We start from the raw sequence: 21,923 nt of genomic DNA on the forward strand, positions 1-21,923 counted from the left end.
ATGTTTTACTGGGTAAAGAGGACGGGAGGTGTTCAGGCTCCCGCCTCCAAACAATAATTATAAAAGATAATTCAAACCTAGTTAAAACTTGGAGTTACCGGAATTACCGTCCAAGGCTTCACGGTCACGCTCACCTCAATACATTTTTCCGGTTGATAGAAGTCGCTATCCTTGAATGCAAAACTTACCACATAGACGTTTCCGGCCACGAAAAGTTGCCCGAAACCTTTCGTGGCAAGATAAAGCGGTTTGGTCCCGTCTCCATCGACTTTTAGAACCATTTGTTCCATGTTGTCTGCAAGAATTCCACTTTGCGGGAACACGTGATACACGTAAGGACGATTCACAACGTGAGGAGTTTGATCGTCAACAAGCTCGAATTCTGGATTCGCCGGTGTCAATTGAATCGGTTGCGTGTTTTCCAGCAACAAATCATTATGCCATCCGGCAGCTACCGTTTCCAAAAAACCCATGGCCGTCTGGTTGTTAATTTCTGTATTTTCCAAACCTCCATACGTGAAATTATCACCTTTTATCGTACACGTCTTGTTATAATTATTCAGAGCAACCTTAATTAAATCCAATGTATTATACAAGGGGGTTCCCTCTGTAAAGTCGCAACTAAAATTGTGAATTTCGACACGAGCAACCAGAGGCGCGATCTCCACACTAGCTGTATAGAAATTCCCATGATTAGGATCCTGTTCATCTACGATTGCTTCCGTTAATCCGCTGGTTCCGAAAAGAACAAGATTTCTCAAGTTATCATCCTGCTGATTCTCGATATCCAATGTTGCAGTAACCTCACTTAAATCTGCTTTACCAGACTCCAATGCATCCAACGAGTTCTTGAAAGTTTCGTCAATATTACCGATAATAACTACTTTATTCACGGCAGCATCCAAAAAATGGAACAATTTTTCTCCGGTAAGGTCCGAATCAACATAATGATTAATAGCCGCTCCATCTTTATCTTTTCCCTTATACACTTTTGTCCCGTCCGTGAATAACACGTAAAAATTATTCAGGTCGGCAGTAGAACCATTACCCACGGCTTGTCCAACAGACCTTGCAGTTTGCAGGTTTGTTAAATTGATCGAAACACTTTTTGGGGCTTTATCCATATTTTCCACCCCGTCGTTTTTATCGCAGGCAACGACTCCTAGAGCCACCAATGCGACCATCATTAATTTGTTTAACTTCATGATTTTAAAATTAAATTCGGATTATCAAAACTATCTATGGTTAACTATTACTTCACCTGATTCAAATTTTTCTCGGCCTCGACATGCCCCGCTTTCAATGCCTTCTCGAACCACACGACAGCTTCCTCTTCACGTTCCAACATCATCAAACAAACCCCAATAGCATTAAACGCCCGATCGTCTCTTTCCCAAGGCTTTAACATCTTCAACGCCTCCCGGTATTTCCCAGAACGAACCAACTCCACGGTAGCGTTAATCGCATTGGCCCCTTTATCTGTCAGCTCATCGTAAATCAACGAGATATAGCAAGCATTACGTAATTCGGGATAAAAATTCTTCAACATATAGCGATAGGGTTCACCTCCATATAATCTCATTAACTGGCTTTTACGCCCCTGTTCCAAAGGCATGTCCAACACGCGTAACACCTCATCACGGTATTTCATATCGGATGCTTCAACCAAATGTCGTAAGCCTTCCCAGTTCTCGATACCGTTAATCAGGTAAAAATCATCATTACTCAAATCCGGCATTCTTCCCTGAATATATTCTTTCAAACGTTCCGCACGTTTTTGCCCCAACCGGGTATTCAATGCCAATCCTCCTTCAGGTGATGCAAAACCGCTAATTTCCACACCGCTGAAATGATATTTCTGTTGCTCGCGCAATTTCTCTATCGCCGTCATGATCTCATCTAATACCGCTTTGTTCCCGTAACGATCCTCATGTAACTCCGTGCGTGACACGGGGAAAATAATTCTCATCTCCTTCTCTCTGAACGTCCAACGTTTACTTGCCTCTTTCACTTCATATTTAGAAGGTATATCTTCCACACGAGTAATCACAGGTACAGGCGGGATATAAATCGGAGTTTTACCCATCACCTCCTGCGTTCCATCATAACAATTACACCCACAACCATCTACCTTACGATCCAACCGTAAAGATGCTACCCGCATCCATTTCTCGTAAGGGATCACGGCTCGATAGCTCATTGATTCTCCCCGTAACATCTCGTCATTTCTTAGTTCCCAACGACTCCCGTCAGCAAGAAAACGTTCCTGACGTTCCCGTTTATATTTCACCGGACCGTACACGATTATCGGGGACAACCACGCCGTATCCGTACCATTCAAAAGGTAAGGGGTAAGCGTCATCCGGTAACGACTTTTCAAGTCCGCCTTTGTCGTTTGCACGTCAAAACTTACCTCTACCTCTCTTTTGTTTTTCTTCAAGGTCCCATTCTTCACATTTACCTGACCGATCAACAAGTCGGGTAAAAGAATTACCAATAAAAGCAATACGATATCTTTCATAATCTTCATTTTATCAAGTAAACCAAAGTAATTCCGGCCTTTGTCAGGTTAAAACGTCCTTTTGTGTTACCTCCATGATAATCACCACATTTAACACAATCATAACGATCGTAATCCCAAAAAACATAACCGGCACCGATCGTTGCTTCCAAGTTCAAACGTCGTCCCAATATCCACACGTAACCATAAGAAATTCCCCCTAGCACGGCCCATCCCTCGTAACGATTGTTTTTCACGTGACTTGGTAATAACGGTACCCGAACCCCGCCAATGTTATATTCCGCAAATCCCGCATGGACACCGAAAAAATGTCCTTGAAAACGTTCACATAGCCAGTAACGAAATTCCGGTTGAATCAAGTAATGTTTCACTTTCTTGTTCCTTTCCTTGTTCAACGTCCAGGGATTATACCCACCGAAAAGCTCTAACGAAGTTTTCTTTCCCAAACCGAATTCAACCCCAAGGTTAGGAGTTGTTGTCGCCCAGTACAACACGTTTGTCTTCACCGCGACTTTCTGTGCAAAAACACGACCTCCGCCAAACAATAGCAATACCAGCAAAGACAGCACACACGTTTTCTTCATGTTACCTTCTTTTTAAATTACATATCTATATTATCCTTCTTCTATCCCCCAAAAACAGCTTTACACGCCGAAAAACTGTTTTTATCAACACATCTCGTTAATATCAAAACGATTAACTACGATTCATGCCGTTTTAATCGTTCGTTTAAAACCACAAGCCAAAAGAGGTTAACAAAAGAGTACACCAAATGATTACCATTCAACCAGTTTTAAATGAATATCACTTTTTTACAAAAATATTTTGCATATTATTACATAATCACTACATTTGTATCAGAAAACCAACGATTTAACCAACAATAAAAGCTGAAATTTATTTGTGTAATTTGTATAAAGCATAAGCTAAATAGTTATACTTTTGGCAGCCATTTTTAATAACAAATTATCATGATTATAGCTTACCTGAGAGTCAGTACAGAAAAACAAAACTTATCAAATCAACGATCTGAAATAGAACGTTTTGCTCTTCAAAAAGGCATCTCGATCGACCGTTGGATAATGGAAATTGCCAGTGGAAAAAAGGCGGGCAAAGAACGTCAACTGGGACATCTTCTTAGAAGATTAAAAAAAGGAGACACGCTGATTATCACAGAAATATCCCGTTTAAGCCGAACATTGACGGACATCATGAGTATTATGGGAAAATGTCTAGAAAAAGGTATTTCGCTCTACAGCGTGAAAGACGGGTACACGTTTGACGATTCGATCAACAGTAAAGTACTTTGCTTCGCCTTTGGTCTCGTGGCTGAAATCGAACGTAACTTAATTTCCATGCGCACAAAAGAAGCTCTAGCCTTAAGACGCTCGGAAGGAATAGTCCTCGGTCGCAAGAAAGGAAGTTACACGAAATTTCAAATACTCATAGACAATCGTAATTCAGTTATCAACATGCTAAAAGAGGGAAAAACGATCACGTATATCTGTCAACACTATAATCTCTCCCGTGATACATTCGAAAAATTCAAAAAGAAATACCCGACAGTAGCCACCATTCTGAAAGCAAAAGACAGGAAGAAACGAAAAAAAACACTTGATTGACACCTCAATTTAACAATTTGGAAACGAGAACCTCATTAAAATCTCGTTTCCAAATTCTTTATCATGATAAAGAAAAGCGACAGTCTCACCAACATTCGATTCGCCGGTTAAGTAGAATCCCTTTCTGAATCATTCGTTCCATCACACGATATCAAATATACTACCCAAAACTCTCCTTGATAGCCCTCTTTCACACAAGCAATATATAAATATACGAAAATAATTAATACGTTTATAAACTTTTCCCTTTCATTATCGCTTTTAAAATTCTCCTCCGCACGCATCGCATGGACGGTACTGCATCCACTTCCATAATTTCGAGAGCCATTTTAAACTCCTGCATCAATTCCGGAATGGGACGACACAATTCATAAGCTAACTTCATGCAAAGAGATTTTACCCCAGGCAATTCCTGGCATGACATCATTCGTTCCAGACAAAAATCCAGCAAATCGACTCTTGGCGGATTTGCTTGCGGCTGTCGGTAAAGTAAATTCAAAATCACCCTTCGTCTTCCTCCATGCTTGCATCCTAACAACTCATCAATCAACTCATCTTGCTTGTCGTACAACCACTCGCTATTTTCATCCGAAAAATGAGTAAAAACCCAAGCTGCCTGGTACCCGATCGCCTCGTCGTCGCCCATTACCAAATCGTATAACTCCCGCTTCCGATCGTCGTTATCCCCTATTAAACAAAGTATTTCATTAATATCAGCCATTCCTATACGCTGAGATAACTTATCTTTGAAATTCATCCTACCCAATATCTTTAATGGAATTTCTCCCGTGTCATTAATAATCAAAACGTTATATCCCTATCTATTCCCATCAGGAATTACACAAAAGTAATAGAAGATTATTCAATACCAGAATGACCACATATCAAACTTTCAACAATCCCATTCCTCGCGATTAAACTCGTGATAAACTCGTCATTACAACCGACAACAAAAACTTCGCCCTTGTTAAAAAGGAACAAACCCCGTTAAAATGGCGGTTAGGTGGCGGCTAGGTGGCGGCCAAGTGTGGGCTAACCCTGTAAATGGTGTGGCAAATGTCGGGTAATAACCGGTATAAAATATTACTTAACCCATGAACTAATATAGTTTTTCCCCTCTGCATCCCCCGGCATTCGCCCTCGTGAAAACAAAAAAAGACGAGAAAACCCATGTTTGTAGCTTTCCCCGTCTGAAAAACAATCTCCGGAACGCTTAAACCATCTCCGGGAAAAAACAAGGCAGAATATCACGCGTACTTCTGCCCCGTCACTTCAATCCTGTCCGATCATTGCACAGGAATATAAATTTCAGTCACTAGATTCTCCGGCTCGGTATGATCCGGGTGGTTCAGGTACTTCTCGAAACCGGGAGTATCTCCCAGTTTATAACCCTTTTCCGGGATATATTTCGCGTAAATCGTGTCATACACGGCATGCAAATTGGAATACGGTCCCTGGTAACGAAAAATAGCGTACTTCCCGCCGGCAACTTCTTTCACACCCACTTCTCCCTTGGGCTTTCCCGTCCGTGGAAGAACCAGACACACGCTAGTACGTAACTTATCCTGCTCCGTCACTTTCGGATCATCGTGATAAATGCAAATATGCTCGACTTCGGGCGCGAAAAGATTCTCTTCCCGCACGTGGTTCCACAACTTCTGCCAAGCCGCACAATAATCCAACTGGTTATAAGCACCTGTCAGCCAAACGTAAATCACTTGCTTCGGGGCCAACACTCTCTCTTCGAATTCTAGTTTTAAATCGGGTCTTACTTCTACTGGTTTCATAATCGTGTAATTTTTATTATTACGGTATCCGTTAGGCGAAATACCATAGAACTGCTTGAAACTCTTCGACAACGACGAGGGAACGTCATACCCCACCCGGTAAGCGATGTCCTGCACCGACAAATCGGAATAACGTAACAGCCGGGCTGCCGTCTCGACACGTACACGAGTAATGAAAGCCCCGATCGGCTCGCCCAGAAAAGCCCGCACGATCCGGTGAAAATGCCAAGGTGAGAAACCGGACATCTCGGCCAAGAGACCGAGGTCGATACCCTCGCCCAGGTGATTGTTTATGTACTCCACGATCACGTTAATCTTTTTCAGATACTCTTCTTTCGTCGTCAATTTCTGTTCCATATTCTTTCGTATTTCAAGACAAAGGTAATTCCCGATCTCCCGATAGACTTTTCCTAACTTGCTAAATTCGAATTTTCTTCAAAATAACTCAATCCGGGGAAAATTCACCCCTATTATGAATGAATTATATTATTTTTACGACAAAAATATACCAAGATGACCACGTTGATTGATTATGACAAGCTAAATTCCGCCAACCCGCAAGAAAAATACGGTTGTGCCAAGGTTCTGATCCGGATCGCGCAAGAAAACCCGCTTCTTCTCTACCCGGATTTCCCGTTATGGAGCGAGATGCTGGAACATGCCAACAACATCCTCAAGTGGACGGCTATCGACCTGATCGGTTATTTATCTGCGATTGACACGGAAAATAAAATCAACGACCTGTTTCCCGTGTTGCGAACATTGTTACACGGGGGCCAACTGATCACCTGCAATCACGCCATTTTCACGTTCGGGCTAATCGGCAAGAACAAACCGGAATATACCCGACAAGTCATCGACGAGCTTCTCGCTATTCAAAACGACACGTTCGACACGGATGAATGCAAAGCAATTGCCACGGGAAAAGTGCTGGATGTGTTCAAAAGCTATGGCCCAAACCTCCGAGACACGCCCGAAGTACTGGCATTCGTCCGGGAAGCCACCTCGTCACGACGCGACAGCACGAAAAAGAAAGCAGAATCATTATTGAAAAAAATCGTCAACAACGATCCTACTTCCCGTTAATATCTTTCCCGGTTTACAAGTCGGCTTTCACGAACTGGAAATCCAGCCAATAAGTCACCCGTTTAGACGTGAACTTCAAGACACAATAGGTCGGGTCATCCACCCCACCCGGAAAATGCTGGATAAACCAATCCTGCCACAAGGCCTTTTTCTCGGCCTCGTCGGTAACGATCTCTATATCTCCCGTCAACACCACGCTATTGATTTCCTTTTGAAAACACACCCCCGCTTTGGGATTTTCCAGGAAATGTTTCGTTTTATCGGAATACGTTCCGGTCGCAAACCAGATCGTGGAAATCCCATCCGCTTTCACCTTTGACATCGGGACCGGGCGAGGAAATCCATTCTCGTCAACCGACGCCAATATCACGCTTTCACATTGTTCCAATAATAATTCCGCTTTTCGTTTTAACTCTTCCATATTCTTTCGTTTATTAATTATAGGGACAAAAATAGGACACCGGGGAATAGATTTCTTGTAAAAAATCGACTTTTACACGTCCAGATAAGTGATCGGGACATCTTCCGGCAAAGACATAAATACAACGGGAGAACTCCCGGATAATTTCTTGAACTCCTTAACCAAATGAGAAGAATCATAATAACCACAATCCACCGACACGTTAAACAAATTATCACGGGACACTTGCCGCAACACATCCATCGCCCGGCGAAATTTCACAATCCGGCTATATTCCTTGGGAGTAAACCCCGTGGCATGCTTGAAACGACGTTCAAAATGACGCTGGCACAGACACACCCGATCCGTTAACTCCCGGATTGATAACAAGCCTCCCGCCTGACGAATTAACCCGGCCGTCCAAACCACCTGCTTGTCAATCGTTTCCGCGTATTTCAACCGCAACAGCAAGTACTCTTCGATAAACAACAACCGTTCCCCGAGCGTGGCCTTTTCCCTCAACCAAACAGCGAATTCCTCGTGAAAAAGGAGATTCAAATCCTGTAAACAAACCCGCTGATTCGTGAATTCACCCAACGCCTCCCGCGTGAAAACCGTGAGCCCGCAAGGCGTGAACCTCACCCCCAGCATGTGTATTGATCTTGCCCGAACCAGCAACTCGGAATAGGTCTTCATCGCTCCCACGAAATACCCGTGTAACGGCTTGGCGATAAACTGCCTGTTATCCTCCAGATTACCCGTATCCTCCAGGTTAAAAATAAAATCCGTACACCCGTCCGGTAAAATCTTCATATAACTCCCCGGTTCTAACTCCCCCTTCACCTCCCAATATTTATCAATATAAGGGGCTAATATCGCGTGAGGCTGGTATTCTTGGTACATTCGTATCGGTCTTTCATTATTTAAACAAAACTACGTAAAATATCCGGCATAACCATAAACTTCCCCAGAGCAAACGCGTCAAAACGCTTAAAGCCCTTTGAGTCGAAAGTTTATAAAGTCTATAAAGTTCATAAAGTCTATGGACCCTGCGGGTGCTTTGTCCACGGCAGCCTGCTGCCGGTAAGCCTTGTCCGAAGGACACCCGTGACTTTATAAACTTTACGGACTTTAGGAGCTGAAAGCTCAACTTTATGAACTAGGCTTTAAGTGTTTTGACGCGTTTGCCCTGTAAACTTCCCGAGATCGAGTCACTTTCAAAAAAAAGAGTATTCCACACTCATGCTGTGGAGAAATTCCCCACATGGGGCAAAAGGCTCCACAATTATACCCATCAAGAAAAAGCAACGACACGCTGTACTTCAATGATTTAATATTTTTACTAAAAATGGCATGGACCTTGTTTTAATATCAGGCATAGAACAAAACATCAAAAAACAAAACTATGAGAACGTTTATTTTTTTAGCAGTCAGTCTGTTTTCTATCGCATTCTTAGGTAGTTGTGTAGAAAACTCACAAAAATATAAAGCTTTACAAGCAAAAGCAGACTCTTTACAATCCGTTAGTAAAGGACAAAGTGACGAGATGGATAAACTTTTGGCAGATTTGAATGATATTTCCACCGGAATGCAATCCATCCGCGAGGCCGAGCATATTTTGGCTATCGAATCACAAAGCGACACGAAAAGCAACAAGAGTAAGAGCCAGATCACCGCGTTAAGAAACGACGTGAAAGCCCTTTCCGACGCGATCAACGGTTATAAAGAAAAAATCGCTAAACTGGAAAGCTCTAACAAGAGACAATCCGCTGAATTCAAGAAATTAATCGCCGGGCTAAACGAAGAGTTAGCACTCAGAGATCAAAAGATCAACGAGATCAGTCAAGTACTGGCCGCCAAGGAAAAAGAACTAGGTATCAAGACACAACAAATAGCAGAACTAAATCAAAACGTGAGCAACCTGCAAGAGGAATCAACCTCGCAAAAGGAAATGATCTCCGGTCAGGACAAATCGCTCAACACGATCCACTACTTGTTAGGTTCCAGAAAGAGTTTAAAAGAAGCAAACGTGATTTCAAGACAAGGAATCTTCTGTCCGCCGATCGTTTCTTCTCAAGCTCAGAATGCAAAATTCGTGGATGCAGATATGCGTGAAATGACATCCATCCCGTTGAACTCCAAGAAAGCAAAAATCCTTTCCGTTCACCCCAGCGAATCATACGCCTTGGAAGAAGGAACCGATGGCATGCAAACCTTGAAAATCAACAACCCGGGTGCATTCTGGAAACAAACCAAATATTTGGTAGTGATGATCAACGAATAACCTTAGATTCACACACTCATATACACACAACACACACAGGTAAGGTGTTCGGGGTTCTCCCGGGCACCTTTTTTCATGTTCGCTTGCATTTTCATCCTTTTTTCCCGTTATTTGTACATGACCTAATACCTGCAGCCCATGAAGATTACCCTGTTAACCCTGTTGTGCCTCGTCATCAGCAACCAACCGGACTTCGTCAGCCAGCAAAAGAAGTTCGTCCGGGTACGCGACGCTTACAAGGCAAAAGAAGCCTTGGTGACCCGCAAATTACAAGAATCCGGTCTATCCATGGATAATCTCAACATCCTCATCGTGGCGTATAAACAGGAATGTCTTATGGATATTTACGCCAAGAAACGGGAAGATGCCACTTACAAAAAATTGACCACGTACAGGATATGCGCCCGTTCCGGGAGCCTCGGTCCGAAACGTCGGCAAGGCGACCGACAGATTCCGGAGGGATTCTATCATATCAATCATTTCAACCCCAACAGTAACTATCATCTTTCCTTGATGATCAATTACCCGAACGCATCCGACAGGCTAAAGAGCAAAGCCGCCCGACTCGGAGGTAACATCTGCATCCACGGGAATTGCGTCACGGTCGGGTGCCTGCCGATGACTGACGACAAGATCAAGGAAATCTACATCTATGCCGTGCAGGCACGTCAATCCGGACAAGAAAAGATTCCCGTTTACATTTTTCCTTTCAAATTCTCGGCTGAAACCACGAAAAACTACCGTGAAACGTATAAAGCATACCCCACTTTGCTCCATTTTTGGGAAAATCTGGAAACCGGATACAATCTATTTATCAACGAATTAAAAGAGCCACACATCACCATTGACAAGCTTGGTGATTATCAATTTTCAATATAGCGGAATAACCTGTCCCGAAAATCACTACCTTAGTGCTTTATTATAAAAGGAGACAGCATCATGCTATTTAACAAGAATGAAAACAAACCAGCCTCCTCTATAGAGGAGAAAATCAAGTTATATCGTCGTCAGGGTCACATCGTTCCACCCCGGAAGATTATCAAGAACGCGGAACAAATCGAGGGAATCCGGGAAAGTTCCAAGATAAACACGGCCGTCCTGGATCACGTGGCAGCGAACATCCGTGAAGGAATGTCGACCGAGGATATCAACACGCTGGTATACGACTTTACCGTGTCACACGGGGCTATTCCCGCCCCGCTAAATTACGAGGGATTCCCCAAAAGCGTGTGTACCTCGATCAACGAGGAAGTATGCCACGGGATTCCGGATAAAAACACCATTTTAAAAAGTGGGGATATCATCAACGTGGATGTTTCCACCATATTCAACGGATACTTTTCCGATGCTTCCCGCATGTTCATGATCGGGGAGGTTGCCGAAGATCGCCGCAAACTGGTACAAGTCACCAAAGAATGCCTGGAAAAAGGTATTGAAGTTGCCAGACCGTGGGGATTCTTGGGAGATATTGGGGCCGTTATCCAAGCTCACGCCGAGAGTCACGGTTATAGCGTTGTTCGGGAGTTCTGCGGGCACGGGGTCGGACTGAAATTCCACGAAATTCCGGAAGTGGAACACGTGGGCAGAAGAGGCACCGGGATGTTACTCGTGCCGGGGATGATTTTCACGATCGAACCCATGATTAACATGGGAAAACGGGAGATCTTCATTGACGAAGACAACGATTGGACGGTCATCACCGAAGACAACCTCCCCTCGGCACAATGGGAAAACACGGTGTTGATCACGGAAACAGGGGTGGAAATATTGACCTGGTAATCCACTCCCGATGGCTGCCGAACATATCACCTCCCCCCTCGTTGATCTACTGCAACAATATAAACTCTTGCAGCAAGAATTCGAGTATGAAAAAGAGACATTCTACCAACAAACACAACGAGCCGGGATCCCTAAACGGGTCCGGCAAGGGGTTTGCTGGTATCCCGTGACAGCCCACAAAAGCTATTACAACTCTTTGAATCAACTCGTCATCGAAATCAAACGAGACGAAAATGATGACACGGATCACAACTTCGAATACGGCCGCCCGGTTTGCTTTTTCCGCATTGACGAAACGGGTAACCCGCGTTATTTCAATTTCGCCGCAACAATCAGTTACGTCCACGAGCACACGATGCTCGTCGTGCTTCCCAACTCCAACAGCTTACTGGACATTCAGGGAGCCCGGGAACTAGGCGTTCAACTCTATTTTGACGGCACCTCCTACAAAACCATGTTCTCCGCCTTGACGGAAGTCATGGAAGCCAAGAACAATCGTCTGGCACACTTGCGAGAAGTACTTTTGGGCAACGTATCCCCGCTACAACGGAACATTCAACCGATTCGCCTCTCGTGGCTCAACCGCTCGCAGGAAAAAGCGGTTAACCAAGTATTAGGCGCCAAAGAAGTCGCCGTCGTGCACGGTCCCCCGGGAACCGGAAAAACGACCACGCTCGTGGAGGCCGTTTACGAAACATTACGGCGGGAGAATCAAGTGCTGGTCTGCGCCCAGAGTAACACGGCCGTGGACTGGATTGCCGAAAAACTTGTCGACCGGGGCGTGAATGTCTTGCGGGTCGGAAATCCCACGCGGGTAAACGACAAAATGCTATCCTTCACCTACGAGCGGAAATTCGAATCGCACCCCGCCTATCCCTCGCTACGAGCCGCACGAGCCATGATCCGGGAGTTATCCGGTCGAACCAAACGCCTCAAAGGATCAAAGCGGGAAGCTTCCCGCCGGACATTAAACGAATTACGGGATCAAGCCATAAAACTCGAAATCAAAATTGACGCCCAACTTTTCGGGGAAGCCAGGGTTATTGCCTGTACCCTCGTGGGTTCCGCCAACAAGATATTAAACGGGAAAACATTCTCCACCCTCTTTATTGACGAGGCCGCCCAAGCCCTGGAAGCCGCTTGCTGGATCGCCATATCCAAAGCCGAACGGGTGATATTCGCCGGGGATCATTGCCAACTTCCCCCGACAATCAAATGTATCGAAGCCGCACGGGGAGGTCTGGATCGCACGCTGATTCAAAAAATCATTCATCGCAAGCCGGAAAGCGTCTCGATGCTCGAAATCCAGTACCGGATGCACGAGGACATCATGCGTTTCCCCTCGGGCTGGTTCTACCGGGGACGCCTGCAAGCCTCGCCCGAAGTTCGTCACCGAAGTATTCTGGACTTCGACACGCCCGTGGAGTGGTATGACACGGCTCTTTGCGAATTCTCGGAAGACTGTATTAACGAGACTTTCGGGCGCATCAACAAACCGGAAGCCGAGCTACTGGTACGGCAGTTACAGGAATATATCGAGAAAATCGGGATAGAACGGGTGCTGGATGAAAGAATTGATTTCGGGTTGATATCCCCCTACCGGGTACAAGTGCAGTATATCCGTCAACTGATCAAACGGAACCGCTTCTTCCAACCGTTGAAAAAACTCATCACCATTCACACCGTGGACGGGTTTCAGGGACAGGAACGGGATGTAATCCTCATCAGTCTCGTGCGAGCCAACACAGACGGGAACATCGGATTCCTCAACGACCTCCGCCGGATGAACGTGGCAATCACCCGTGCCCGCATGAAACTCATCATTCTGGGAGATGCCTCCACGCTTACCCGTCACCCGTTCTACAAAGCCCTGCACGAGTACATCCGGGAAAACGGTAACATTATTGAAATAGCACCGGAATCCCCCGATCACAATACGAGCAATTGAGAATTGGAAATAATAAAATATGCCGGGGAGACTCCCCGGCATAAATCAAAAACAACAACTAGACTCAACAGATCACTTGCTTTAAACCACTAATCCAAGCATCTATTCTCTTTTCAGTTAAATCCGATTCATTAGATTCATCTAACGGCAAACCCACGAAACGATTATCCACGCAGGCTTCAGAAGAATCAAAACTGTAGCCGTCGGTATCTACCGATCCGGCAAACTCGCAGCCACTTCCCTGAAGCTCGTTATAAATTATACCAATAGCATCACAGAACGATCCCCCGAAAGAAGACGCGTCCCCGCATCCGAAAATGGCTACTACCTTCCCGGCCAAGTTCTTCGCTTTCAATTTATCCAGAAAATCATTCCAATCATCTTGTAACTCACCGATACCCCAAGTGGAACTTCCCAATAATAAAACCTCATACTTGTCAACTTCATCCACTTTCGTAGAGCCCACGTTATGTATATCTTCACGTGCTACTCCCAAACACGAAGCGATAGTCTCGGCCACTCCTTCAGTCGCTCCCGTCGTGGAGCCATAAAATATTCCAACTTTCTTCATCTCGATCTATTTATTTGGTTCGTGACAAAGATAGTCCACTCAACAATGCCGATAAATCCCTATAAATGATTAAATTTCATACCCGTATCCCCAATCATGGGGGTAGGGGGCAAAAGCCCCCCAGTTCATAAAGTTGAGCTTCCAGCTCCTAAAGTTCATAAAGTCTATAAAGTCACGGGTGTCCTTCAGACAGTATCTAACGGCAGCACAAGCTGCCGTGAACAAAGCGCCCCGCAGGGGTCCACGAACCTTATAAACTTTATAAACTTTATAAACCTTACGAACTTTATAAACTAACTTAGAGAAGCAAAAGCCCGTTATCCCGGATCACTTGCATCTCTTTACCATACCAGAAAGGCAGGAAATCATCGTTAAACAAGATCTCGTAATTCCGACTGAAATCCTCCAATAGATAAGGCGTTGTAGCATCAATTCCCACTTGCAGAAGCATTTCGTGAATAAAATGCGCCCAATCTCCCCGCATCTTGACCCCGATCTCCTGATTCATGGCATGCAACAACAGGACGATCAAATGCTTGCCCTTCTTCACGCTCTCCGCACCCAATTCCACCCGGCCTCCCAACCAGTACAACCGACGGGAATGCAACTTCTCCACGGGTTCCTGTTCCTCGGCCATGTGTGCCACGAAACGAGGAGGAAGAGAAGTCACGGGGACCTTAAAATCAAACCACCTTTGCAAAGGCAAATCAAACCCCACACCCCGCATATAATTATAAAGCGAACGACTCAAACCGCTTCCTAAACCTTCATGATCTCCCCCTTCCAAATCTTCGAAAGCCACGTCATTCCGTGCAAATCCCCCGAAAGGAGGCTCCGTGACACGGGTTCCGAAACGTTCGGGCGACAACCCCACCGGGCTATGTGCCGTCATGGCAAAACGATGCCAGAAACCCGAATGAACGTATCCCAACTCGAACAACTGCCGCACCACTTCCAGAGAATCAATTGTCTCCTGTGTCGTCTCGGTCGGGAAACCATACATCAGATAGGCATGCACCATAATCCCCGCGCTCGTGAAATGATTGGTCGAACGGGTCAACTGCTCCAAGGTTACCCCCTTGTTTATCAACGCTAATACCCGGTCTGATGCCACCTCTACCCCTCCCGACACAGCAATACAGCCGGAGGCTTTCAATAAACGACACAAATCTTTCGAGTAAGCCCGCTCAAACCGGATATTTCCCCACCAGACCACGGTCAACCGTCGACGTAAAATCTCCAACGCCATCTCTTTCAACAAAGCAGGAGGTGCGGCCTCGTCCACGAAATGAAATCCCCCTTCTCCCGTTTGCGCCATCACCTGTTCCATCCGGTCCACGATCACACTCACCTCGTTGGGTTCATACCGTTTTATATAATCCAGACTCCCGTCGCAAAAACTACATTTTCCCCAGTAGCACCCGTGCGCCAGCGTCAATTTATTCCACCGCCCGTCACTCCACAACTTATGCATGGGGTTCACGATCTCGATCACCGAGATATAACGATCCAACAACAATCCAGAGTAATCAGGCACGCCGACCTCTTTTTGAGGAACAATCCCGACCGTATCGTCATTCAAAAACACGACTTTTTCCTCTCGTACCCCGAACGTGCGCACCAATCCCGTATCATCCCTCTCGCCATTTACATGCTGAATCAAGTGCAACAGGGGTATTTCCCCATCATCTAATAACAAATAATCCGTGAAACGGAAAAAACGCACATCTGCCAAAGATCGCAATTCCGTGTTCGCAAAACCGCCTCCCATAACCACCGTCACGTCCGGGTAATTCGCTTTAAGCCACTCCCCACAACGCAAGGCACTATACAAGTTACCGGGAAACGGAACGGTAATCGCCACCATGTCCGGATGATACATCTCCATTTTAGCGGCAAGTAATTTCACCAGGTAACGATCCGTGAAAGTCGAAGGCTTCGCCAACTCCGCGTCCAATTCATCAAAAGAAGAAGCGGAACGTCCCAGATGCTCCGCGTACCGACTAAAGCCGAAATGTTCATCCACGGTTTCCTGCAAGAAATCAGACAAATCCTCCAAGTAAAGGGTCGATAAATACCGGGCTTTATCCTCCAATCCCATAACCCCGAAAGCCCACTCCGTATCCTCCTCCTGCATGAATCGTCCCGCACGGGGCAAAAACTTCTCTTCACAAATCGAATAAGCCAACGTCCGGTTTCTTCCCTGTAAAAAAGCTATCACCGCGTCAATCGTGCGCAAATACTCCTCCTGCAAGGCTAACACACGGCGAGCATTCCGGGACAACCGGACATCTTGACTTGCCACCCGTTGAAAAAGCTCACGCAATCCCCCGGATGAAAATATTTCCAATATAACTTCCAAACTCAGGTCGACCTGCACGGAAGAAATATTCTTCGTGTTCAAAAAACCTTTTAAATACATCATCGCCGGGTAAGGTGTATTCAACTGCGTAAACGGTGGTGTTACCAGCAACACCTTGGGGGAAATATTCATAATCTTCATTTTAGACTTAAACAAAAGTACACTTTTTTATTTCCAAGACAAAATTTAGGATATACCACATTTTTTTTATAATTTGGCAATCTATAAAACGACTAACAATTTATAAGATTATGAGCAAAAAAGAAAAAAGCATCGAGCTATTAAACAGAGCAGTCGGGGACGAATTGCTCGCCGTACACCAGTACATGTATTTCCATTTCCGTTGCGATGATATGGGTTATGACCTGTTATCCGGTCTATTCAAACGCACCGCTATTCAAGAAATGATGCACGTAGAGCAACTCGCAGAGCGTATCTTGTTCTTGAAAGGCGAAGTTGAAATGGTTGTATCCGGAGAGGTAAAAAAGATACACGAACCCAAAGAAATGTTGGAACTTGCTACCGCCATGGAGATCGGTAGCGTGAACGATTACAACGCTTGGGCCCAGGAATGTGCAGCAAACGCAGACGCCGTATCCAAGAAATTATTCGAGGCCCTTGTTGGCGAAGAAGAAGTTCATCAGGATCAATATGAAACAGAGTTGGATAACCTGGAGAAATTCGGGGCTAACTACCTGGCTCTGCAATCTGTTGAACGCAGCAAGAGCGTGGCCACGGGAGCCGCACCTGCCGGGGAATAATTCGGAAAACAAAGCGACTCAAAACGGGTCGCTTTTCTTTATCTCGGGCTTTATCAACAATCGTAGCGACTGATCGTACGTCACGTAACTCCACATCCAGTTGATAAATATAAACATCCTGTTTTTTACTCCCACGATACTCATCAAATGAACCAGTAACCACAACAACCAGGCAAAAAAACCGCTAAAACGGATGCCCGTCAATTCCGCCACGGCATCATTTCTCCCGATCGTGGCCATAGATCCCCTATTCACGTATTTAAATGTATGGAGCGGTTTCCCCTTAATCATACATCGCAAATTCTTTGCCAACAAACGAGCCTGTTGTATCGACGGCTGCACCACCTGCGGGTGTCCGTTCGGGTAATCCTTCGTGATCATCAGCGCGGTATCGCCCAGCGCAAACACGTCCGCCATCCCTTTTACCCGGTTAAACTCGTCCACGAGAAGACGACTTCCCCGTCCGTAAACCTCTTGGGGGAATCCCTCCAAGCTATTCGCTTTCACCCCGGCTACCCAAAACACGTTATTCGTGACGACCTGTTCCCCGTCCACGAAAGTCAACTTCTCCCCGTCGTACTCCTTTACCAGCTTTTTCAACAACACCTCCACGTGCATATGTTCCAGATTTCGAGCCACTTCTTCGGAAGATTTAACCGAAAAGGCACTCAACAAACGTTCCCCCGCGTCAACCAGAAGAATACGCATCTCCCCCCAATCCAACTCCGGGTAATCCTTCGGCAACACGAACTCCCTCATTTCAGCCAAAGCTCCGGCCAACTCTATTCCCGTGGCTCCGCCCCCAACAATCACGAACGTTAGCCAGCGCTTGCGAGTTTCCGCATCCGAACAATTCAATGACTTCTCGAAACTCTCGATTACCCGGTTACGGTTGAACAAGGCGTCCGACGTTGTTTTCAACTGCATCGTTCGCTCCGCCAGTGACTGATCGCCGAAAAAATTCGTTCCCGCCCCCGTCGCTATCACCAGATAATCGTATGAAATGTCCCCGATAGAAGTCTCCAAACGATTCTCCTCCGGCACGACTTTCTCCGCCGTGCACATCCGCACGTGAAAATCATGCCGATTCTTGAAAATCTTCCGGAAAGGAAAAGAGATAGCACTCGGTTCTATCCCCGACGTTGCCACCTGATACAGCAACGGTTGAAAAAGATGATAATTGTTCCGGTCTAACAAGACCACCTGAAAATCCCGATCATTCAATTTACGAGCTAACTTCAACCCGCCAAAACCACCTCCCACAATGACAACCCGTTTCTTTGTTCCCTTACCGGGAATATTACTCATTGTTTCCATACGTATAACCCTTTAGTTCACGTTATACGCAGAAACCCGTGAAACGTTCCTCTTTTCACGACAATAAAAAAAGGGTTGCTTTTACACAACCCTTTTCATATACACATAACACTCTATTTAGAACCGGTAAGAAATACCTATCGAAGGCGAAAAGGCCGTGGATTTGTATTTCCCCTTAAACATTTCATCTACTCCGGTCACGACATTCTTGTAAGGATACTCCCCGTTCCGGCTGAATCCCTGAATATACAAAAATGCCACGTCAAACTGCAATCCCTTGTAAGGCTCGAAAGTCAACCCCGCGGAAAGTCCCAATTTATCCATACCGGGAGTCTCCGGGTTATACAATTTCTTGCGAATCGGACTTTGGTCATAATAAACCCCGGCACGTACCACCAAACGATCGGTAGTCTTATAGCTGGCACCCACACGATAGGTCATCGAATTCTTGTAATCTTTCTCCGCCTTAATCGGCGCGATACCTAATTCGGCCTCGTTAAAATACACGTTCAAAGAATCGTAAGCATTCCAACCCACGTATTGTAAATCCAACGCCAGTTCCCAACGATCCGTGGGACGATAGCTCACGCCCAACGTCGTGTTGGAAGGCAAAGGCAACTCGGCATGAAAACTTCCCTGATCATACTTCGGGATAGACACGTTCGGAACGCTTACTCCCGGCATTTGATTGATCAGCGGGCCATATTTTTCAAGTAACGTTTCCATCGCGACAAACAAGTTTTCCACTCTTTGGTTAGCGTAAGTCAACGAAGCTTCACCTTCTTTCACCCGCATCTTAATCTTGGAACGATAAGACAAACCGATCGTCACCTTATCACAAACATCGTACATGATCCCCACGTTAATACCGACTTTCATGTGCGCGTTTCCCTCCAAACGGGCATAAGCGGGCGGGACCGTTGTCCCTTTCATCAAGGCAACCATTTCCTGCATGGCTTGCTTGTCTGCATCCGGGATGACATTCGAAGGCACACCGGCCAACAAGGGCAACAGACTCTCGAATTTCTCCCCGATCCCTTGAAAATCCTTGGCACCCATCAAAGCCCGTGAAAGATTCACGTTACCCCAGGCCAGTTGCAAACCGACACCGATACTTAACCGATCCGTGATCTTGTAAGAAAGCGTCGGTTGAATCACGTATGATTTCAAACTAATATCCTGAATCAACCCCGCACCAGCCCAATTCTTCGGCCATTTCAACGAGTTCCCGTAAGGAGTCGTCAGACTGATACCGGCAGCCAAGTTATCGTAAATCTTGAATCCCGCGTAAGCGTACAACGGTGTTCCCACCGGATTGTCCGTCTTGGCTGAATATCCATCATAACTATATTTAGCCTTGGCCATGATAGCAGATATACCCAGTGAAAAATCCATATTGGTACGTAAAAACGCCAGACCTGCCGGATTAAAATGCATGCTCTCCGCACCCAACTTCATCCCGACACCCACGTGTCCCATTCCGGTTTGCTTCGTACTTAACAAATTGACTTGGTATCCCTCGGCGAAAGCCGTCATACTTAAAATGGAAGCCAAAACAACAATGACTAATCTCTTCATAAAATACTTTTTACATTATTACTTAACAACCAAATTCTTAAAATAATCTGATCGCTATTTTTCAAAATTTTAAGACACAAAAATAATATTCAACTCCTCTAGTTGTTTCTACTTTACGGTATGCAACAAAAATTGGTTACCTTTGTAACCAAAATCTGCGTCCTATGATTACTTTTGAAATAGACACCGAATACATCGAATTGATCAAACTATTAAAAGTCACCCGTGTTGCCGAAAGCGGCGCCATGGCCAAGATCCTTGTTGAAAACGGAGAGGTTACCCGCAACGGTGAACCCGAATTCCGTAAACGCGCTAAAATCACTAAAGGCGAGATCATCACCGCCCTCGGTCAAAGTATAAAAGTAGTTTAGCTAAAAAAGGGGCAGGTCACCGTCACGGCCCTACCCCGACAAATTAGAGTTTTTAAATTGCTACACGGAAATTGTAACAATAACTTATACTCATCGTATTCCTATAAAGAGCCTCCGGTCTCTTTCATTAATTCAAGTGCCCCCACCTGAAAAAACAAAAGAATGCATTACTGCATGCCGGAGGTCACTCCTTCCCATGCAACATACATTCTTTAGCTTAATTATTTTTCAGGTGGGGGTCTACAAATGTATCATTAATATTTTACCCACGCAAGAAAAATCATTTATTTTTTCTATTTTATGGTAAATTTTTATCACGATCAAGGGATCTCGCCAAACACAGAATCAAAACTTATACAACAATCCGAAGTTTACCCTTTTAGCAGCCAACTCTATCCGGACTCCAATATCATAATAAAAGAACCCTCCCCCAGCACTAAACGAATCCCAATTAACACTTGTTACTGAAACAAAGGGCACGAAGACCCTTTGTTTTTCGGTTGTAACCTCTTTATGTATCGGAGCAAAAGAATATGCAAGACGTTGTAACTCGTTATATTGCACGGAAAAATCAACAGACAGTCTACCGGATTCATTATCGAATAAAGTCCTCTTGTAATCCCGGATCGTCTCGCCCTTCACGAACTTCGTTTTCGTCTTCTTTATCGTGAATCACCCGACAAGGAAACCGATAAACAGACAAAATACAATTCTAATTTAATATCTATTACATAAACTCGGCTGAGTTTTCGTTACATATCACATTTTTCCGGTGGAGTTTCAAGATCATGTCAATAATCACGAAACAGGAAGCATGAAATCACGGGAAAAACATGAAAGGAACAATTACAGGGGAGTTTACCGGGTCACAATTGAAAAACTATATCTTCTCCGCCTTGAACCCGGCCTCTTTCACCAACTCGATCACCCGGTCATCCGGAAGCTCGGAGGTGATTGTCAGTACCCGGTCGGGAGTTGATAGATCAATATTCCACTGGTCACGGGAAACGAACTTATCCAATGTCTCGCCGATCTTGGCGACACACCCGCCGCATTTGGCGCTAGTCTTAAATTTACTTGTTTTCATATCTTTCCTGTTTTAAATTACAATTCCGCCCGTGCCGAACATTCGGCACACAGGCCTTTCAACACGTAGTTTATACTTTCTAACGTAAAATCACCGGGTAATTCCACTGTCGGCACGTGAATTTTTCTTAAACAAAAAGTCTTGTGACAATTCCGGCAGTAGAAATGGGCATGCAGGTCATCAATCGAACAGGTACATTCGTTGCTGCAAACGGAATATTTCAGGGAACCCGAACCGTCGTCAATCACGTGAATCAGATGATGATCCAGAAATAGATTGATCGTCCGGAAGATTGTTGACTTGTCCACGGTATCCAACTCGTTCTCCAAGTCCAGCAGGCTGAACGCCCGCGTAAAGCGGGTCATCGCTTTCAGGATCAGAAGACGCATCGCGGTAGGCTTGATCTCCCGCTTGGCCAGTTTTTCCAGATATACCTTTTCGTCCATACG

21 protein-coding genes are annotated in these 21,923 nt (G+C 45.2%); 8 read left to right on the top strand and 13 right to left on the bottom strand.

Going from position 1 to position 21,923, the window contains the following annotated elements; translation table 11 throughout:
• Window positions 1-77 precede the first annotated feature (77 nt).
• The 3 genes from DWW52_RS04745 to DWW52_RS04755 are packed head-to-tail and all read right to left on the bottom strand — an operon-like array spanning window position 78 to window position 3,105.
• Entirely contained in the window at window positions 78-1,205 is a 1,128-nt protein-coding gene (locus tag DWW52_RS04745) for a hypothetical protein (protein WP_118714333.1), read from the bottom strand.
• 47 nt (window positions 1,206-1,252) lie between these two features.
• Window positions 1,253-2,521 (bottom strand): hypothetical protein, encoded by a 1,269-nt coding sequence (locus tag DWW52_RS04750; RefSeq protein WP_118714334.1) that lies wholly within the window; start codon window positions 2,519-2,521, stop codon window positions 1,253-1,255.
• A 5-nt stretch (window positions 2,522-2,526) separates the two neighbouring features.
• Window positions 2,527-3,105: a DUF3575 domain-containing protein gene (locus DWW52_RS04755; RefSeq protein WP_118714335.1), complete on the bottom strand. Its 579-nt coding sequence runs from the start codon at window positions 3,103-3,105 to the stop codon at window positions 2,527-2,529.
• A 387-nt stretch (window positions 3,106-3,492) separates the two neighbouring features.
• Here DWW52_RS04755 and DWW52_RS04760 point away from each other — a divergent pair, with 387 nt between their 5' ends.
• Window positions 3,493-4,143 carry a recombinase family protein gene (locus tag DWW52_RS04760; protein ID WP_118714336.1) on the top strand — a complete coding sequence of 217 codons (651 nt, stop codon included), beginning with the start codon at window positions 3,493-3,495 and terminating at the stop codon, window positions 4,141-4,143.
• Window positions 4,144-4,375: 232 nt separating this feature from the next.
• Here the strand turns inward: DWW52_RS04760 and DWW52_RS04765 are convergent, their stop codons facing one another.
• The gene (locus tag DWW52_RS04765; RefSeq protein ID WP_118714337.1) at window positions 4,376-4,900 is read right to left on the bottom strand and encodes a hypothetical protein; all 525 of its coding nucleotides are present in this window, start codon (window positions 4,898-4,900) and stop codon (window positions 4,376-4,378) included.
• A 529-nt stretch (window positions 4,901-5,429) separates the two neighbouring features.
• Window positions 5,430-6,287, bottom strand: coding sequence for a GyrI-like domain-containing protein (locus tag DWW52_RS04770; protein WP_118714338.1), 858 nt, complete (start codon window positions 6,285-6,287; stop codon window positions 5,430-5,432).
• A 156-nt stretch (window positions 6,288-6,443) separates the two neighbouring features.
• Between DWW52_RS04770 and DWW52_RS04775 the strand changes: the two genes are divergently transcribed.
• Window positions 6,444-7,016 (top strand): hypothetical protein, encoded by a 573-nt coding sequence (locus DWW52_RS04775; RefSeq protein WP_118714339.1) that lies wholly within the window; start codon window positions 6,444-6,446, stop codon window positions 7,014-7,016.
• A gap of 13 nt (window positions 7,017-7,029) precedes the next feature.
• Here DWW52_RS04775 and DWW52_RS04780 read toward each other — a convergent pair whose 3' ends face one another.
• Window positions 7,030-7,437 carry a pyridoxamine 5'-phosphate oxidase family protein gene (locus tag DWW52_RS04780; RefSeq protein WP_118714340.1) on the bottom strand — a complete coding sequence of 136 codons (408 nt, stop codon included), beginning with the start codon at window positions 7,435-7,437 and terminating at the stop codon, window positions 7,030-7,032.
• Window positions 7,438-7,509: 72 nt separating this feature from the next.
• The gene (locus tag DWW52_RS04785) at window positions 7,510-8,319 is read right to left on the bottom strand and encodes a helix-turn-helix transcriptional regulator (protein WP_118714341.1); all 810 of its coding nucleotides are present in this window, start codon (window positions 8,317-8,319) and stop codon (window positions 7,510-7,512) included.
• A 502-nt stretch (window positions 8,320-8,821) separates the two neighbouring features.
• On the opposite strand from DWW52_RS04785, the gene DWW52_RS04790 reads away from it, so the two are divergent.
• The 4 genes from DWW52_RS04790 to DWW52_RS04805 all read left to right on the top strand — a co-directional run bounded on the left by DWW52_RS04790 (window position 8,822) and on the right by DWW52_RS04805 (window position 13,427).
• The gene (locus DWW52_RS04790) at window positions 8,822-9,700 is read left to right on the top strand and encodes a hypothetical protein (RefSeq protein WP_118714342.1); all 879 of its coding nucleotides are present in this window, start codon (window positions 8,822-8,824) and stop codon (window positions 9,698-9,700) included.
• A gap of 138 nt (window positions 9,701-9,838) precedes the next feature.
• Window positions 9,839-10,579, top strand: coding sequence for a murein L,D-transpeptidase family protein (locus DWW52_RS04795; protein WP_118714343.1), 741 nt, complete (start codon window positions 9,839-9,841; stop codon window positions 10,577-10,579).
• Window positions 10,580-10,639: 60 nt separating this feature from the next.
• The gene (locus DWW52_RS04800) at window positions 10,640-11,479 is read left to right on the top strand and encodes a methionyl aminopeptidase (RefSeq protein ID WP_118714344.1); all 840 of its coding nucleotides are present in this window, start codon (window positions 10,640-10,642) and stop codon (window positions 11,477-11,479) included.
• A gap of 10 nt (window positions 11,480-11,489) precedes the next feature.
• Window positions 11,490-13,427, top strand: coding sequence for an AAA domain-containing protein (locus tag DWW52_RS04805; RefSeq protein ID WP_118714345.1), 1,938 nt, complete (start codon window positions 11,490-11,492; stop codon window positions 13,425-13,427).
• A 64-nt stretch (window positions 13,428-13,491) separates the two neighbouring features.
• Here the strand turns inward: DWW52_RS04805 and fldA are convergent, their stop codons facing one another.
• Entirely contained in the window at window positions 13,492-13,998 is a 507-nt protein-coding gene (fldA, locus tag DWW52_RS04810) for a flavodoxin FldA (protein WP_118714346.1), read from the bottom strand.
• A gap of 298 nt (window positions 13,999-14,296) precedes the next feature.
• Window positions 14,297-16,492 (bottom strand): radical SAM protein, encoded by a 2,196-nt coding sequence (locus tag DWW52_RS04820; RefSeq protein WP_199691957.1) that lies wholly within the window; start codon window positions 16,490-16,492, stop codon window positions 14,297-14,299.
• A gap of 119 nt (window positions 16,493-16,611) precedes the next feature.
• Here DWW52_RS04820 and DWW52_RS04825 point away from each other — a divergent pair, with 119 nt between their 5' ends.
• The gene (locus DWW52_RS04825) at window positions 16,612-17,121 is read left to right on the top strand and encodes a ferritin-like domain-containing protein (protein ID WP_118714348.1); all 510 of its coding nucleotides are present in this window, start codon (window positions 16,612-16,614) and stop codon (window positions 17,119-17,121) included.
• Window positions 17,122-17,139: 18 nt separating this feature from the next.
• Here the strand turns inward: DWW52_RS04825 and DWW52_RS04830 are convergent, their stop codons facing one another.
• The gene (locus DWW52_RS04830) at window positions 17,140-18,438 is read right to left on the bottom strand and encodes an NAD(P)/FAD-dependent oxidoreductase (RefSeq protein WP_118714349.1); all 1,299 of its coding nucleotides are present in this window, start codon (window positions 18,436-18,438) and stop codon (window positions 17,140-17,142) included.
• Between the two features lie 117 nt (window positions 18,439-18,555).
• A complete protein-coding gene (locus DWW52_RS04835; protein WP_118714350.1) occupies window positions 18,556-20,016 on the bottom strand; it encodes an OmpP1/FadL family transporter in 1,461 nt (486 codons plus the stop codon).
• A 164-nt stretch (window positions 20,017-20,180) separates the two neighbouring features.
• Between DWW52_RS04835 and DWW52_RS04840 the strand changes: the two genes are divergently transcribed.
• Window positions 20,181-20,387, top strand: coding sequence for an RNA-binding S4 domain-containing protein (locus tag DWW52_RS04840; protein WP_118714351.1), 207 nt, complete (start codon window positions 20,181-20,183; stop codon window positions 20,385-20,387).
• A gap of 880 nt (window positions 20,388-21,267) precedes the next feature.
• On the opposite strand, the gene DWW52_RS04850 is transcribed toward DWW52_RS04840, so the two are convergent.
• Both DWW52_RS04850 and DWW52_RS04855 read right to left on the bottom strand, forming a co-directional pair.
• Window positions 21,268-21,474: a heavy-metal-associated domain-containing protein gene (locus DWW52_RS04850; RefSeq protein ID WP_118714353.1), complete on the bottom strand. Its 207-nt coding sequence runs from the start codon at window positions 21,472-21,474 to the stop codon at window positions 21,268-21,270.
• 17 nt (window positions 21,475-21,491) lie between these two features.
• The gene (locus DWW52_RS04855) at window positions 21,492-21,920 is read right to left on the bottom strand and encodes a Fur family transcriptional regulator (protein ID WP_118714354.1); all 429 of its coding nucleotides are present in this window, start codon (window positions 21,918-21,920) and stop codon (window positions 21,492-21,494) included.
• Window positions 21,921-21,923 lie beyond the last annotated feature (3 nt).

Source organism: Odoribacter sp. AF15-53 (assembly GCF_003479425.1).
Taxonomy (GTDB): Bacteria; Bacteroidota; Bacteroidia; order Bacteroidales; family Marinifilaceae; genus Butyricimonas.

Excerpts from the sequence above, each read along its gene's own strand:
- DWW52_RS04760 (WP_118714336.1), top strand. The coding sequence starts at position 3,493 with ATGATTATAGCTTACCTGAGAGTCAGTACAGAAAAACAAAACTTATCA.
- DWW52_RS04750 (WP_118714334.1), bottom strand. The coding sequence starts at position 2,521 with ATGAAAGATATCGTATTGCTTTTATTGGTAATTCTTTTACCCGACTTG.
- DWW52_RS04830 (WP_118714349.1), bottom strand. The coding sequence starts at position 18,438 with ATGGAAACAATGAGTAATATTCCCGGTAAGGGAACAAAGAAACGGGTT.
- DWW52_RS04770 (WP_118714338.1), bottom strand. The coding sequence starts at position 6,287 with ATGGAACAGAAATTGACGACGAAAGAAGAGTATCTGAAAAAGATTAAC.
- DWW52_RS04775 (WP_118714339.1), top strand. The coding sequence starts at position 6,444 with ATGACCACGTTGATTGATTATGACAAGCTAAATTCCGCCAACCCGCAA.
- DWW52_RS04850 (WP_118714353.1), bottom strand. The coding sequence starts at position 21,474 with ATGAAAACAAGTAAATTTAAGACTAGCGCCAAATGCGGCGGGTGTGTC.
- DWW52_RS04800 (WP_118714344.1), top strand. The coding sequence starts at position 10,640 with ATGCTATTTAACAAGAATGAAAACAAACCAGCCTCCTCTATAGAGGAG.
- DWW52_RS04825 (WP_118714348.1), top strand. The coding sequence starts at position 16,612 with ATGAGCAAAAAAGAAAAAAGCATCGAGCTATTAAACAGAGCAGTCGGG.
- DWW52_RS04820 (WP_199691957.1), bottom strand. The coding sequence starts at position 16,492 with ATGAATATTTCCCCCAAGGTGTTGCTGGTAACACCACCGTTTACGCAG.
- DWW52_RS04840 (WP_118714351.1), top strand. The coding sequence starts at position 20,181 with ATGATTACTTTTGAAATAGACACCGAATACATCGAATTGATCAAACTA.
- fldA (WP_118714346.1), bottom strand. The coding sequence starts at position 13,998 with ATGAAGAAAGTTGGAATATTTTATGGCTCCACGACGGGAGCGACTGAA.
- DWW52_RS04755 (WP_118714335.1), bottom strand. The coding sequence starts at position 3,105 with ATGAAGAAAACGTGTGTGCTGTCTTTGCTGGTATTGCTATTGTTTGGC.
- DWW52_RS04790 (WP_118714342.1), top strand. The coding sequence starts at position 8,822 with ATGAGAACGTTTATTTTTTTAGCAGTCAGTCTGTTTTCTATCGCATTC.
- DWW52_RS04805 (WP_118714345.1), top strand. The coding sequence starts at position 11,490 with ATGGCTGCCGAACATATCACCTCCCCCCTCGTTGATCTACTGCAACAA.
- DWW52_RS04780 (WP_118714340.1), bottom strand. The coding sequence starts at position 7,437 with ATGGAAGAGTTAAAACGAAAAGCGGAATTATTATTGGAACAATGTGAA.
- DWW52_RS04855 (WP_118714354.1), bottom strand. The coding sequence starts at position 21,920 with ATGGACGAAAAGGTATATCTGGAAAAACTGGCCAAGCGGGAGATCAAG.
- DWW52_RS04765 (WP_118714337.1), bottom strand. The coding sequence starts at position 4,900 with ATGAATTTCAAAGATAAGTTATCTCAGCGTATAGGAATGGCTGATATT.
- DWW52_RS04785 (WP_118714341.1), bottom strand. The coding sequence starts at position 8,319 with ATGTACCAAGAATACCAGCCTCACGCGATATTAGCCCCTTATATTGAT.
- DWW52_RS04835 (WP_118714350.1), bottom strand. The coding sequence starts at position 20,016 with ATGAAGAGATTAGTCATTGTTGTTTTGGCTTCCATTTTAAGTATGACG.
- DWW52_RS04795 (WP_118714343.1), top strand. The coding sequence starts at position 9,839 with ATGAAGATTACCCTGTTAACCCTGTTGTGCCTCGTCATCAGCAACCAA.
- DWW52_RS04745 (WP_118714333.1), bottom strand. The coding sequence starts at position 1,205 with ATGAAGTTAAACAAATTAATGATGGTCGCATTGGTGGCTCTAGGAGTC.